A 14881-nucleotide genomic window follows, 5' to 3' on the forward strand; every position below is an offset into this window, starting at 1 on the left:
CCGCCACCATCTGCAACGCCTTCTCCCAACGGAAATACCGGAGTGGTCCATACGCCTGCTGCGGCTGCGGCACCTGCAGCCCACACGCCTGTTGCCAGTTCATCGGGGGCAGCTACGGCTCCTGTGGCTTCCCCTGCTGCCGGAACCTCCGGTACTGCAGCCGCCCCTGCGCCCGCCGGCAAACTGACCGGGCTTGCCGCCATGAAAGAAGCAATGGCTGCCAAACAGCAGGGCACTACCCAGGTACAATCCATCCCACTCACCCTGGGGGCCATCCATGTGTACTGGGAAGAATTTATTGATCTGTACCGGCAGGCCAATAAAATGACGGTGGTAAGCAATTTACAGCTGGCTCAACTGAAGTTGCTGGGTACTGCCGAGGTGGGAATAGTAAGCCGGAACATTGTACAATTCCGGTTTATGGAGGAAGAAAAGCTGGTGATTGCGGAGTTCCTGAAGAAGAAGTTCAATAACCCGGCCATTGTGCTAACCCTGCAGCTGGATGAGAGCCAGCAGGTCCAGGATATCGGTCCGGCGCCGCTTTCCAGCAGGGAGCAGTTCCAGCAGATGGCAGAGAAATACCCACTGGTAAAAGAGCTGAAAGACCGGCTTAACATGGAACTGGATTTCTAGCGGGTATACGCTGATTAAATATCAAGGATAGACAGACATTTTTAAACAGTTTACAATTCCTTCTTTGCGTTTTTGCGCAAAAACATGTAGGTTTGAACAAAATTTTGAATAAAGCACTATGGCAGAAGTTATCAGAATGCCCCTTTTGAGTGATACGATGACGGAAGGGGTGATTGCGGAATGGCATAAAAAGGTGGGCGATACAGTAAAAGCAGATGATGTTATAGCTGAAGTGGAAACAGACAAGGCCACTATGGAAGTGATGGGTTATGTAGAAGGAACCCTCCTTTATATAGGTGTTGAGAAAGGGAAAGCAGCTAAAGTAAACGGGATCATTGCCATTGTAGGTAAACCGGGAGAGGATTACAGTTCCCTGCTGGAAGGCGAAGGTAAAAAAGATGCTGCTGCTCCTGCACCTGCTGCCGCCGCACCGGCGCCTGCCCCACAGGCTGCTCCGGCCGCTGCCGCTCCGGCTGATGATGCTGCATTAAAAGAAGCACTGAAAAATGCTACTGTTATCCGGATGCCGCTCCTGAGCGATACCATGACAGAAGGTAAAATAGTTGCCTGGAACAAAAAAGTAGGCGACGTTGTAAAAAGTGATGATGTACTGGCTGAAGTGGAAACGGATAAAGCGACCATGGAAGTAATAGGCTATGCCGACGGTACCTTATTATATATAGGCGTAAAAGAAGGCGACGCTGCCAAAGTGAATGGTATTATAGCCATTGTGGGTAAAGCAGGTACTAATGTAGACGCTATCCTGGCAGCTGAAGGCGCTGCACCGGCATCATCCGCTCCCGCGGCATCTGCCCCTGCTCCTTCCCAGAACGGTACTCCGGCACCAGCCCAGGCTACTGCTGCAACTACCACCAGCACTGATGGCCGCGTGAAAGCATCCCCGCTGGCAAAGAAACTGGCTGAAGAAAAAGGTATTGATATCAGCCAGGTTCCGGGTTCCGGCGATGGTGGCCGTATCATCAAGAAAGATGTGGATAGCTATGTTCCTGCAGCCAAAACGGCGCCTGCAGCACAAACCGGTACAGCGCCTGCTGCTCCTGCCTTTGTACCTGCCGGCCAGGAAGGCTTCAAAGATATTCCGCTCACCAAAATGCGCCAGACCATTGCCAGACGCCTCAGCGAAAGCAAATTCAGTGCGCCTCACTTCTACCTGAAAATAGATGTGAATATGGATAAGGCGATAGAAGCCCGCAAATCCATCAACGAAATTTCCCCTGTTAAGATTTCCTTCAATGATATGGTGATCAAGGCTGCTGCCATGGCACTGCGTCAGCATCCTGCTGTGAACAGCAGCTGGATGGGCGACTTTATCCGCGAAAACCAGCACATACACATCGGTTCAGCGGTAGCCATTGAAGAAGGCCTGATAGTACCGGTGATCCGCTTTGCTGATCAGAAAACACTGAGCCAGATTGCCAGTGATGCAAAAGGCCTGTACGACAAAGCCAAGAACAAGAAACTGCAGCCACAGGAATTCAGCGGTAATACCTTCAGCATCTCCAACCTGGGTATGCTGGGCATCGACGAATTCACAGCCATCATTAACCCGCCGGATTCAGCGATCCTTGCGGTTGGTAATATCACCGAAACTGCGGTAGTGGAAAAAGGGCAGATAAAAACGGCCAACATCATGAAACTGACCCTCAGCTGCGACCACAGAAGCGTAGATGGAGCAGTAGGCGCCCGTTTCCTGGCTACCCTGAAAGGTTTCCTGGAAAACCCGGTAACTATGCTGGTATAAAAAATTGTAATAGCTATATGAAAGGCGGAGCATTCGCTCCGTCTTTTTTTTTGCATCTGCCCGGGTGAGAATGATATGCCTTTCCCTAAGCGAAGTGATCGCTCCGTCTTTTTGTCTCCTAAACAACCCAATAATATCAGTAATACCGCCGCCGGTTTTAGCGCAGTTCAATGCCTGAAGCACCATTGATACCGCTGATCCTTCCCGTCATTCACCGGTAAAATGTTTCATTAGATTTTGAAAGTTCAAAAACCTGATATACATTTGAGCCTGTAAACCGTCAAACGCTATAAAATAACGACCTACATGAATTTAGTGGAAGCAAAAGCGCAGTTTATCCAAACATGGGGCTCTTTGGGCGCCCAGTGGGGCATTAACCGTACAATGGCCCAGATCCACGCTTTGTTGTTGATAATGCCTGATCCCCTGAGTGCCGATGATATCATGGAGGAACTGAACATTTCCCGCGGAAATACCAATATGAATGTGCGGGAACTTATTAACTGGGGCCTGGTGGAACGTATCCTGATCCCGGGGGAAAGAAAAGAATTTTTTGTAGCGGAGAAAGATATCTGGAAAGTAGCTACCTATATAGCCCGTGAAAGAAAGAAACGTGAGCTGGATCCTATCATGAAAGTGTTGTTGCAGCTGCAACAAGCCGAGGGCGATCCTAAAGACAAAGAAATGAAAGCCTTTAAGGACTCTATCTCTAACATCACCAAATTTGCGCAGCAAACCGATAAAACCATTGGGGCTTTTATCAAATCGGAAGAAAGCTGGTTCTATAGCAGCCTGCTAAAGCTGATCAAGTAGGTTAGGGAAACATATTTTCACTCTTCTGAAAATCCCAATACCAAAAGATGAAACTGTTTTACATAAAAGACAGTGTTATCCAGGGAGTGCTCATTATCATCTGCACAATCGATGTTCTCCATCTTTTTGTATTTCCCGGCTTTCCGGTGTTATAATGGCTGTATTATGGGGGAAAGCGGGTTATAAAAGTGCTGACTCCTGCTGTGTAATGTGAGCTTGTTAGCGTTACTGTTTGAGGCCGATGGATATGGATGGCTCGATATCCGGTCTAATCTTTTTAACGAAGCCTGCCTTTTTTTCATTTATTCCAGTATTTACCTGTTGATACCAGGCATGATACTTACCATAACAGTATTAACTATACGAAGAAGCGCTATTGCCGTCAGGGAAAAAGCGGTTTTCCTCCAGTCGTAACCACCCGCCCGCCTATACGAAACAGCCATAGCGGCGGATCTCCCTGTAAAAGCCCGGAGCGCTTATCACCTGCCCCGAATTCCGTAAATTAGCGGTATGGAAACCAATAATGATAAAAAGCTCACCGTGGTACTGGGCGCATCGCCTAACCCGGAAAGATACAGCAACCTGGCAGTGAACCGGCTAAAGGCCAAAGGCCACCCGGTAGTAGCGATCGGGAAACGTGCGGCTGCCATTGGCGATACCCCGGTGATCACAGAACATCCGCCACTTGAAAAAGTAGATACCGTGACCATGTACCTGAACCCGATGGCACAAAAAGAATATTACGACTATATACTGCAGTTGCAGCCCCGCCGCATCATCTTCAACCCCGGCGCAGAAAACCCCGAACTGGAAGATATTGCCCGGCAGCATAATATCCAGCCGGTAGAGGCATGTACCCTTGTAATGCTCAGCACAGGACAGTTCTAGTCTTCCCCTTCCCTGGATCTTCTTATTTTTTTAATATACAGCTGTTGGTTATTGCTAACAGCTTTTTCGTATATTCGTACATATTGCTGTTATCCCCCAATGAACGCATCCCATATTGTTGACCCAATTAGCGCATGGCATTACTTCAGCAGGCAGGCATTATAGCATAACCCAATTACGCATGTTCACCCTTAATATATACATGTATGCAATGGAGAAGATTTAATGGAGAGGTTATCCACCTTCCGGTAAAGGAAGAAGTACGACAAGCCATCGTCCGTGAAACCGCAAAGGGGTTCCGGCTGAAAGTGTGCATCGGCACTGATTCCCAGGTAAAAGGAGTAGATACGGAATTCGCCACGGTGATCGTATTCCTGCGGGAAGGTCACGGCGGGTTTATGTTTATTCACAATGAAAAAACCAAAGACCGCTATTCTATCAAAGAGCGCATGCTGGTAGAAGTAGCCAAGAGTATTGAAATTGCGTATGAACTGTGCGACCTGTTTACTGAATATGATGTAGACATGGAAGTGCACGCAGACATCAATACCAACCCTCAGTTCAAAAGCAACCTGGCGTTGCGGGAAGCAATGGGCTATATCCTGGGAATGGGCTTTGCCTTTAAAGCCAAACCCGAAGCCTTTGCCAGCAGCAGCTGCGCCAATAAGATAGTGAACTAAGGCGCCCCGTTTTTTTGTACCTCTCTCATTTTTTTTGACGTGCTACCACGTCAGGTGGCATTTTCTCCCCTTATCAAGCTATACAATCCCCCCACTCCCTGTAACTTTTCGCTGGTTTCTACGCTATACATTCAATAAAACAGTTTTTTTGTATGATACGACCAAAATCATTGGCAGCCGTATTGCTGCTGGTTTCCCTCTGCGCGCTTTCCTGCAAAAAAGATAAAGTAGAAGCTCTTGATACTACTGCGTTGTTTGTTTTTGATGGAGGTTTTAGTGTTCCCAATGTAGAAAGCAAAACACTGCAAATCACCGCAGATGGGAGTTACGTTATTACTCAAAAAAATAATGAGAAAAGCACCCGGAAATTACCGGGCAATGTGCATGACAGCCTGAAGCCTTTTCTCAGCAGCTTCCCGAGAACAGCCATAAAAGCTGATCCTAATACTTACTCATCGCGTGGCGCAACCGATGCACCCTACCGGGCATTTATCTACATAGAAAAAAATCCGGCAGATACTACCGACATCTATTTAGATTTATTGCCTCAACCTGCTGCCCCTACCTACTTTGTGGATTTTGAGAAAAAGATCAATCAAACGATCATCAACAATAAAATATTTAACTGATCATACTACCAGTAGATTATTGTATCAATAACACTAAAAAGCCCCTGTTATGAAATTTTATCATTTCCTCACTGTCCTTTTTTTAATAACTGTTTTCTCTGCCTGTAAAAAGAAAGATGCACCCCTGCTCACTTCTGTAGAAGGGAAATGGCGGCTGGCAAAAGTGGAAGGATGTTTTAGCGGACAAGGCGCGCAGGTAACCGAAAAGCAGGAAATAGTTTTCCACGGCAATCAATACGCATTATTTATCAATGACGTAAGAATAAATGCTGATACATTTCATATAAAACAGGTAAATAACGAAAATGTGCTGACGATCGGGGAAAACCGACAATTTTTCGTCACTTTTACCACGGATGCCATCATTCTGACTCCCAACATTTCAGACGCCTGCATCATGACCTATGGCAAATTAGCTTACTGATAGTTATAGTTAAGAACGGGGATGGAAACGAATATCGCTTTCATCCCCGTTCCTACTTTAGTCTTTTAACAGCCACATCACGCTGTTCACATTATCACTGCCACTGAACTGCCGCTGGATAGCATCATTGAGATTTGCATTATTATAACTCAGCTCATTATCAGGATAAAGCCATCTTACGGGAAACTGCGTAGCCGGCGTGTTCAGGTTAGTAGTTGCATTCAGTTTGAATACGGGATAACCGGTTCTCCTCTGTTCGTACCAGGCATTGTAGTTAGCACCCTGCAGGAATCCTGCGAGGTATTTTTGTGTAATGATCTGCGACAACTGCTGCTGCATACTGCCTGCAAGCGCCACCGATGTTATATATCCCTGGATATAACTATCGTCTATTTTCATATTGTGATGATAGTCCTCTATATCAGGAGTATATGCAGCTGTAAATTTCATGGAATTAGTGACCCCTGCAGCGTAATAATTTTGCGCCGGCGTACCGGTGATCCATCCGCGCAGCGCTGCTTCTGCCAATACAAACTGTAATTCAGAATAACTGAAAACACTTACCGGCTCTGCATTTACCAGGTTCACATAGCGGTTATTCAGATCGGAATAGTCTTTCGACAAACGGATAGACTGCAAAGCAGGAAACGCATCAGAGGGCTCGGCGCCCACGTATGCATCATAATCATCTGCCGTTTTACCGGCTGCAATTTTAACGGGCGAAGGTTTGGCGTAGTAAAATAAACGGCGGTCGTGCAAAGCCTTCAACGGATCTATCAACGTGGCTGTAAGCATTGTGTAATTGGATTTCACAAAGGAGTTACCTGAGCCTGCCGGCACATCGGACCAGGGATAGTTTTGTCCCGCGGCAGCAGTATAGGTAAGCGCAAAATTATCGGCATAAGAACGCATCAGCGGCCTATTGGCTACTATCTCCTTAAACCGTTCTATCACTTTCAGATCTGCATCAGCTGTTTTCCTGTACAGGTTCATCAGCACATGTAACTCGAAGCTGTTGGTAAGCCTGCGCCAGTTATCTGCTTTGCCGTTATAGATCGGATCACCACTGAAATCCTTTCCTTCTGCAAAAAGAAGGTTAGCGCTATCCAGTTCATTCAGGATGCCAAGGAATACGGCTTTCTGTGTATCATACCCTGGTTGAATAAGATTTTCAGACTCTCCTTTCACTGCCTGCGAATAAGGAATATCGCCTACCTGTATAGTGGTTTGAAAAAATTGCCAGGCCCTGATAAAATGTCCCAATGCGTTGTAGGATTTCCGGAGTTGTTCATCCGGTGCATAGCCTATCATAGGAGGTACGTTACGCAGTAAAGCGATCCTGTTAAAATTGGTTCTGCCCAACCTGTTGTACTGGAAACTTTCCTGTCCTTCTCCCCATGTAAGATACTTTCCCAGCAAATAAGGCTGCATAAAGCTTTTGGTGGTACTGATATCTGAACGGGTAATGCTGAGGATCATGTTGGTGGCCAGCATGGCGGAGCTCACCTGCGTGGTTTTATTGGGATTGGTATTGATCTTGTCGAATTTAGAGCAGCCTGCAGCCAGCGTGGCTGTAAGGAATACTGCATGTATATATTTTAAGGAATTGTTTTTCATGAGATTTTTTTTGATGTGAAAGATATCAGAACCCTACCCTGAAATTAACGCCCAGCATCCGTTGCGATGGTGAGTTCAGGTTTTCATCATCTACATCGGGATCTGAAAATTTGAAAGCGGTGAACAGGAAGAGGTTCTGCGCGGTAAGTGAAACAGAAGCATTTTTTATCCCGCTCTTCGCCAGCATAGCAGCAGGGAACCTGTAGCCAACGGATATTTCACGCACCTTTACAAAAGTTTTCTTTTGCACACCATAGTCGCCGCCCCTGAAGTTCTGCGCATAGTTCTGGTAAGATACTTTTGTATCATTCACCGCATACTTGCGCGTATCGCTGGTAATATTGCCGAAGTTATCGTAAGTCACACTGCCTGAAGTAACCTTTACACCTTGTCCTACATAATTAGTAAGACCGTTCACTACTTCATCATAACGATACTGGTTATCTGATTCAGGATTGGTTCCGGAGTCCCACATTTTATCATAGATGTAGTTGTACATCAGTCCGCCGATACGCCCATCAATATTGAGTGATGCAGTGAAATTTTTATAGGAGAAGGTATTGATAAAACCGAAGCTGAAATCAGGATCACTGTAACCATACTTCTTCCTGTAATCACTTTCCACGGGATAGCCGCTGTTGTGTATTACATTACCGTCCGGATCTCTCAGCCAGTAATAATCTGTATAGGTATCAAGTCTTTCTTTTTTCTTTACCCATGGGCTTTGCGCGGAGTATACAGGATCGAGGTCTACATAATAACGGTGTTGGTTAGACCAGTTGATGGTAGATAACCATTGAAAATCTTTCTTCTTCATTACAGTTCCGCCAACGGTAATTTCCAGGCCTTTCCTTACGTAGGTTTCAGATGTATTTACCAGTGTGCTGAGGAAGCCCGAAGAGCCGGGAATTGAAACGGACGTTTGCTGGTTGTAGTAGTATTTATTGAAATAGGCAACGTCTATATTCAAACGTTTTTTGAACAGGTAAGCAGCAGTACCGATTTCCCAGGTACGTTGTGAGCTGGGCAGCAGGTTAACACCCAGCAGGTTGCTGGGATAACTGGCGGAATTAGCGCCATTCCATGCTCCGGTGGTAGTGGAATACAAACGGTTGATGTCATAAACACCAGCCGGGGTTTTGAAGGTAGCCCAGGAACCGCGTATTTTCCACATATCAGTAAATGCAGGCATCTTAAATAACTCAGACAATACCACACTGGAACCAACGGAGGGATAAAAATAGGCCCGGTTCTCTTCCGGTTGTGCGGAGTTCCAGTCGTTACGCCCGGTAGCGTCAATAAACACCGTGTTACGCCAGCTTACGGCTGCTCGTCCATACAAACTGTTCACCTGCCTGCTGCTATAGGCGGGGGTGAAGGTAGGGGGTTCAACAGAACCATTGAGCGAAAAGAAAGTGGGGCTTGTTAACCCGTTCTTGGTAGTGGCTTTCAATCCTTCATCTACCCAGTAATAAATGGTTCCACCCACCATTGCTTCGAAGTTCCAGTCGCCCGCTTTTTTATTGTAGCTAAGCATAGCGTCATCATTGGTGCTCCAGCCCCAGGTATTATTGATGCTGTATAAACCACGGGCATTCCATCCGCCACGGGTAGAATAGATATTGGCGGTTGGGTTGGTAAAGGTTTCTTTGTTGTTGTAAACATCATAGCCGATGCGTACCAGTAAGTTCAGGTCAGGGGTGAATTTATAATTGGCAGTAAGACTTGCATTCGTTGTATTCTGCTGAATAGCATCCAGTTTTTCGTAGGCGATGAGATAGGGGTTATCGTACCAGTTAGTGTACATCCAGTTCTGCGTTTGATTGGGTGTTTTCCAGTAATCGCGGTACTGGCGGATATCGTATTCGGGGCCTGTCCACATGGTGAGCTGGTAAATATACCCCTGGTTGCCATAGCCGGTTCCCCATACCTGTGGGGCCATCCGCTTGCTTACGCCCATATGTCCTTCGAGGCTGAATTTTTCGGAGGCCTTCAATTCCCCGCCCAGGGTGAAGTTATACATATTCAGTTTGGCATTGGGGAACTGGCCTTTATTATAGATGTGGTTCAGGGAAGCGCGGAAGCTGCCGTATTTCCCGCTTTGGGATACGTTGATGTTATTGTTGGTAACAATGCCCAGTTGCATAAAGTTCTTCAGGTTGTCTTTACCTACGGAGTTCAGCGGCCTGTTGTCTTCAAACTGTTTGGTAACGGGGTTCCAGTCCCTGGCGGTATTTCCCGCATCCAGCCTGGGGCCCCATACATAGTCGTTGTCAATTTTCCCATTCTGGCCACGGCCGTAGGAAGTCTGCGACTTAGGTATCGCCAGGAAGCCGCTCTGGAACATGGTATTGCTGTTCACGTTTACAGACAATCCTGTGCCGGTTCCTTTTTTTGTGGTGATGAGGATCACGCCGCCGGCAGCCCTGGATCCGTATAATGCAGAGGCGGTGGGCCCTTTGAGGATATCGAGGCTTTCTATATCATCTGTAGGAATATCGCGCAAGGTCATATTACCGTATGGCACGCCATCCACCACCAGCAAAGCGCTTTCCCCTCTTAATTCAATAGTAGGTTTGGCAAAAAACTCCGTGGAGTTTTTGATCACGAGGCCGGATACCTGGCCGGTAAGGGAAGTAGCCATATCCACTCCTTTCACCGTTTGTACCGCCTCTCCTTTTACCCGTTGCACAGCGTACCCCAGGGCTTTTTCCTGGCGTTTGATACCCAGCGCCGTCACCACTACCTGGTCGATACTGATAGCCTGATCGCTAAGCACCATGTGAACAGGTTGCTCTCCTTTCACAGTGTATTCTTTTGGCGTATAGCCGATGAAGCTGAATAACAGCACATCGCCATCCTTTACGTTATCGATGGAGAAGTTGCCGTTTTTATCAGTAACCGCGGCTTTGGAGGTGCCTTTCACCTGAACAATAACGCCTGGCAATGCGTTGCCGAGAGAGTCCTTTACCGAGCCTTTGATGTTTTGCAGTGGGGCTGTGTTAGCGGCTGCTGCCTGTACAGTATTGGCATCGGTGGCATCTTCCGCTTTTACCACGTAAAGTTTTCCGTTGATTTTCCTGCATACCAATCCAAGTGGCGCCATATACTTATTGAGGTTGCTCTCAATATTATCTGCCTGGAAGATATTTGTGTTTTGCAGGAGCACATTTTTCCCTTTCAGCAGGTTGGTGTTGTAACTAAAGCGTATATCAAATTTTGCTTCCAGTTCATTGATTACAGTAATAAGTGGTACAGCGTTTACTTTGTTTCCAGGGGAGGCTGCTTTTAACTTCTGTGCTTCTGACCATTGCAAACAGCATAGCAAAGCAGTGACCATTATCAGCAGGGTACTGATTGATTTAACTCTTTTCATAACTAAATTTTGGTTGTCTCTAAAGGATTTTTTTGTTGCTTACACGGATGATCTTGTGTTGTAAAATGAATTTTAAATTAAAGGACTGTTCTATTGTGGCAATGGCCTGTTGCAGGTTATCCGACGGTACATAACCTGTAAACAGCAGTTCTTCTGCTTCTTCCTGATCAAATACTATTTCGTAATCATATTGTTCACCGATTCTATGCATTACTGTTTTCAATGGTTCGCCTTTGAAGGCCATGAGATTATATCTCCAGGATGTTTGAAAGAGGGTATCCACTTTCTGCCTGGTGAGCGCTCCGGTACTTGCGCTGTAACCGGCCATTTCGCCGGGATGCAGCAGCAGTGCGTTACCTGTGGAGGTGTTAACTTTCACGCTCCCTTCGTTCAGTACTACTACTGCGTTGTTATCTATACTGTTCACATTAAAAGCGGTGCCCAGTACATTTATGTCGATACCGTTGGCAACGTGTACCACAAATGGATTGCCGGCCTGGTGAACCACAGTAAAGAAGGCTTCTCCTTTCAACCATACTTCCCTGCGTTTATTTTTACCGGGAGATATGTTTATGGTAAGACTGCTGCGTTGGTTAAGACTAATCACCGTGCCATCTTCCAGCTGTATGGTTTGCACCTGGCGGGTGTTATTCGCGAAATGGCGTTTATCATTTTTATCTCTATAAAAAAACAATACAAGTGCTGCCAGTCCAACAAGCGGCACCAGGGCTGCCGCCATTCTGAAGGCGGTTCTTTTCCATAGTGGTACTGCCGGCCTGGACGGTGTTTGCTGTATGATGGCGGTGAAAACACGGCTGGCTATATCTGCCGGCATTACTGGCCAGTTTTCCTGCTGCAGCAAATCTTCCACCTCCGGTAAATATTCCGGCGCGGGATTTTCCTGTAACCACGCGATAAGCTCCTGCCGCTCTTCCCGGGTACATTCCCTTTTGGTTAATTTAATGAAGAGGAACCTGATCCGTTCTTTACTTTCTTCCATTATTCACGGTTGACATAACACTAATACGATCGGGGAACATTAAAAGACGATCGTTCCTGAAAATATTTTTTCAGAAACGGATGATATGGCAAAAGGCAGTAATGATGATTGATATATCTGCATGCTGGTAGAGATAATGCCTTACAAAGCGGGAAGCTTTTACCAGCTGATCTCTTACGGTGTTGACGGAAATGCCCAGCTGATCTGCTATTTCCTGGTTGGAGCAGCCCTGTATCTTGCTCATTCTGAAAATCAGCTGGCGCTGGGCCGGCAGTTGGGCAATAGCGTTCATTTTAATAACTTCCAGTTGCCTGGTGTAAAGGATATCGTCCATCATGCCGGTATCTTCTGTATACATCTGCAGAAAATATTCACGGAATTTCTGGTCGTGCACCGCTTTTCTCAGGTAATCAAATACATAGTTGCGGGTAGTAGTGTAGAGGTAGGATCTGATAGATAATTCCGGGTTCAGGGTATCTTTTTTTACCCATATCTTCATAAATACTTCCTGAACGGCATCGGATGCCACTTCCGGCAGGCCGCAGAGCTTCACAGTGTAGCCATATATGTGATCCCGGTATTTTTCGTATAGCGCCCGGAAGGCATCTTCATCCTGCTCTATTATCTTTTTACACAGTATTTCATCTGCGATATCCGGCATTCCAACAAGTATTTAGGCAAAAAATACCATCACTGGCTGAGATAAACAAATAAATATAAAAAATTACCCCGGAATGCCGGGGTAACAAACATGTGTATATAAGAAAGCATTACTAAGCGATGGCCCGGAACTGCGCGTTCAGCTCATCGATGTAGGTGAGGATGGCATCCCTGCCGGTTTTCTTCACGGTAGAAGTAATGAAGTTGGGTGGAAGGAACTGCCAGGTTTCCCTCATTTTATTGAGGAATGCCTTTACATTTTTGCTGACTTCCGCCTGGGTGCTTTTGTCTGCTTTGGTGAATACAAGACTGAACGGTATATTCCATTCTCCCAGCTGGTTAATAAAATCAATATCAATTTTCTGTGGCTGGTGGCGGCTGTCGATCAATACAAATACGCTGACGAGGTTAGGCCGTTTACGCAGGTAATTTTCGATCATCTGTTCCCATTGGCGGCGCTGCGACATACTTCTTTTGGCAAATCCGTAGCCGGGCAGGTCTACCAGGTACCAGGCGTTATTAATGGCGAAATGATTAATCATTTGTGTTTTACCCGGAGTTCCGGAAGTTTTGGCCAGTTTCTCATTGTTAGCCAGGATATTGATCAACGAAGATTTACCAACGTTAGAACGGCCGATGAATGCGTATTCCGGCCATATGGGATTGGGACATTTATCCCAACTGGGGCTGCTGATAAGATATTCTGCTGATTTAATAATCATAATGATATTGCTTTGTTCCATTAAAAATCCCGTATCCCTGTTTTTGCATACTGCCACATGACTACATTTCTTTAACTTTGCGCACTATGTCAGAAAATGCAAATGTTCAGAAGATCGTTCCCTTTGAAGGGTCAAAATTAAGCAAGAAGGAGCAGATAGCGACCATGTTTGATGATATTGCTTACCGCTACGACTTTCTTAATCACTTTATGTCGCTCGGGATCGACATCATATGGCGTAAAAAGGCGCTGGGTTATTTGAAATCGCTTCAGCCCAAACTCATGCTGGACGTGGCTACCGGCACCGGCGACTTTGCTATTATGGCAGAAAAGCGGCTGCATCCCGAGAAAATTGTGGGGATTGATATTTCAGAGGGAATGCTGAGCCATGGACGGGAAAAGATCCTGAAAGCGGGGTTAAGCAACAAAATAACCCTGCAGGCCGGCGATAGTGAGACAATAAGTTTTCCTGATCAAACGTTTGATGCCATAACAGTGGCATTCGGTGTGCGTAATTTTGAAAACCTGGAGAAAGGGTTGTCTGAGATGTACCGGGTTTTGAAGCCGGGAGGTAAATTGGTGATACTTGAATTTTCGAATCCCACAGTTTTTCCCATTAAACAATTATATAATTCGTATTTTCGTTATGTTACTCCCCTGATCGGGAAGTGGGTAGCCAAAAGCCAGGCGGCTTACAGTTACCTGCCGGAATCTGTGAAAGCGTTTCCCCAGGGTGAAGCAATGCGAACTATTTTAACCAATACCCGTTTCCAGGCCGTTACATGCAAAACGCTAACATTCGGCATATGTTCCATTTACTGCGCTACGCGCTGATATTCATAATATTCGGGGTAGCTCCCGCCAGGGCGCAAACCCAGATGAATATGTTGGAGCACGATGCAAAACCCTATTACTTTGGTATTACACTGGCAGCAAACCAGTCGTATTTCAAATTAGAGCATTCCCCCGCTTTCCTGGCCGATGACTCTATTATGATAGCGGAGCCGCTGAAAACGATGGGGTTCAACCTGGGCTTGCTGGCCAATGCCAGGCTGAGTGAGCATTTTGACCTGCGCTTTAACCCGCAGCTGATATTTGCTTCCAAAAACCTGTACTACCGCGACACTTATCCCAAACCCCAGGATACGGAAAAAAAGATCGAGTCTATTTTACTGAGCTTTCCCCTGCAGATCAAGTTTAAATCGGACCGCATCGGCAATATGCGCGTTTATACCATTGCCGGCCTTAAATATGACTATGACCTCGCTTCCAATGCCCGCCTGCGCAGGGCTGAAGACCTTGTAAAGATCAGGAAAAGCGATTATGGCTATGAAGCCGGCGCCGGCTTCGAATTTTATTTTGAGAGCTTCATTTTTGCCCCGGAGTTTAAGATCAGCAACGGTTTTGGCAATGTACATGTAAAAGATCCCAACCTGCGGTATTCCAATGTAGTGGAGAAACTGCAATCGAGGATGATTGTGTTTTCGATTCATTTGGAGGGGTAAGTGCTCCTGATTGATTTCCCGTATTAATCCTGATTTTTTTACCTTTGCGCCATGCAAAACTACCTCATCAGGAATATAGCCGTGGTAAACGAAGGGCGCACTACGGTACAGGATGTATGGATCAAAGACCACCGCATTGAAAAAATAGCGCCGAATATCACTATCAACGGCAA

13 protein-coding genes and 1 pseudogene are annotated in these 14881 nt (G+C 46.2%); 9 read left to right on the top strand and 5 right to left on the bottom strand.

Features of this window, described 5'->3' with window-relative positions; all coding sequences use genetic code 11:
* The 7 genes and pseudogenes from VIM72_RS01575 to VIM72_RS01605 form a co-directional block, all read left to right on the top strand.
* Window positions 1-633: pseudogene (locus VIM72_RS01575) on the top strand (DNA polymerase III subunit gamma/tau); the annotation flags it as partial.
* A gap of 118 nt (window positions 634-751) precedes the next feature.
* Window positions 752-2395 carry a pyruvate dehydrogenase complex dihydrolipoamide acetyltransferase gene (locus tag VIM72_RS01580; RefSeq protein WP_332001117.1) on the top strand — a complete coding sequence of 548 codons (1644 nt, stop codon included), beginning with the start codon at window positions 752-754 and terminating at the stop codon, window positions 2393-2395.
* 306 nt (window positions 2396-2701) lie between these two features.
* The gene (locus VIM72_RS01585) at window positions 2702-3208 is read left to right on the top strand and encodes a GbsR/MarR family transcriptional regulator (protein ID WP_332001118.1); all 507 of its coding nucleotides are present in this window, start codon (window positions 2702-2704) and stop codon (window positions 3206-3208) included.
* A gap of 510 nt (window positions 3209-3718) precedes the next feature.
* Window positions 3719-4096, top strand: a complete 378-nt coding sequence (locus VIM72_RS01590) for a CoA-binding protein (RefSeq protein ID WP_332001119.1) — start codon at window positions 3719-3721, stop codon at window positions 4094-4096.
* 206 nt (window positions 4097-4302) lie between these two features.
* Window positions 4303-4776: a ribonuclease H-like YkuK family protein gene (locus tag VIM72_RS01595; protein ID WP_079470056.1), complete on the top strand. Its 474-nt coding sequence runs from the start codon at window positions 4303-4305 to the stop codon at window positions 4774-4776.
* Between the two features lie 152 nt (window positions 4777-4928).
* Window positions 4929-5405, top strand: a complete 477-nt coding sequence (locus tag VIM72_RS01600; protein WP_332001120.1) for a hypothetical protein — start codon at window positions 4929-4931, stop codon at window positions 5403-5405.
* A gap of 49 nt (window positions 5406-5454) precedes the next feature.
* On the top strand, window positions 5455-5829 hold the full coding sequence (locus tag VIM72_RS01605; protein ID WP_332001121.1) for a hypothetical protein: 375 nt from the start codon (window positions 5455-5457) through the stop codon (window positions 5827-5829).
* 57 nt (window positions 5830-5886) lie between these two features.
* On the opposite strand, the gene VIM72_RS01610 is transcribed toward VIM72_RS01605, so the two are convergent.
* The 5 genes from VIM72_RS01610 to yihA all read right to left on the bottom strand — a co-directional run bounded on the left by VIM72_RS01610 (window position 5887) and on the right by yihA (window position 13204).
* Window positions 5887-7446 carry a SusD/RagB family nutrient-binding outer membrane lipoprotein gene (locus VIM72_RS01610; protein WP_332001122.1) on the bottom strand — a complete coding sequence of 520 codons (1560 nt, stop codon included), beginning with the start codon at window positions 7444-7446 and terminating at the stop codon, window positions 5887-5889.
* Window positions 7447-7471: 25 nt separating this feature from the next.
* On the bottom strand, window positions 7472-10822 hold the full coding sequence (locus VIM72_RS01615; RefSeq protein ID WP_332001123.1) for a SusC/RagA family TonB-linked outer membrane protein: 3351 nt from the start codon (window positions 10820-10822) through the stop codon (window positions 7472-7474).
* Between the two features lie 19 nt (window positions 10823-10841).
* On the bottom strand, window positions 10842-11822 hold the full coding sequence (locus VIM72_RS01620) for a FecR family protein (protein WP_332001124.1): 981 nt from the start codon (window positions 11820-11822) through the stop codon (window positions 10842-10844).
* A gap of 70 nt (window positions 11823-11892) precedes the next feature.
* On the bottom strand, window positions 11893-12483 hold the full coding sequence (locus VIM72_RS01625; protein ID WP_332001125.1) for an RNA polymerase sigma-70 factor: 591 nt from the start codon (window positions 12481-12483) through the stop codon (window positions 11893-11895).
* Between the two features lie 112 nt (window positions 12484-12595).
* On the bottom strand, window positions 12596-13204 hold the full coding sequence (gene yihA, locus VIM72_RS01630) for a ribosome biogenesis GTP-binding protein YihA/YsxC (RefSeq protein ID WP_332001126.1): 609 nt from the start codon (window positions 13202-13204) through the stop codon (window positions 12596-12598).
* 86 nt (window positions 13205-13290) lie between these two features.
* Between yihA and ubiE the strand changes: the two genes are divergently transcribed.
* Both ubiE and VIM72_RS01640 read left to right on the top strand, forming a co-directional pair.
* Window positions 13291-14037 carry a bifunctional demethylmenaquinone methyltransferase/2-methoxy-6-polyprenyl-1,4-benzoquinol methylase UbiE gene (gene ubiE / locus VIM72_RS01635; protein ID WP_332001127.1) on the top strand — a complete coding sequence of 249 codons (747 nt, stop codon included), beginning with the start codon at window positions 13291-13293 and terminating at the stop codon, window positions 14035-14037.
* A complete protein-coding gene (locus VIM72_RS01640) occupies window positions 14010-14708 on the top strand; it encodes a porin family protein (protein WP_332001128.1) in 699 nt (232 codons plus the stop codon). Before ubiE ends, VIM72_RS01640 begins: the two co-directional genes overlap by 28 nt.
* Window positions 14709-14881 lie beyond the last annotated feature (173 nt).

This window comes from Chitinophaga sp. (assembly GCF_036569185.1).
Lineage (GTDB): Bacteria > Bacteroidota > Bacteroidia > Chitinophagales > Chitinophagaceae > Chitinophaga.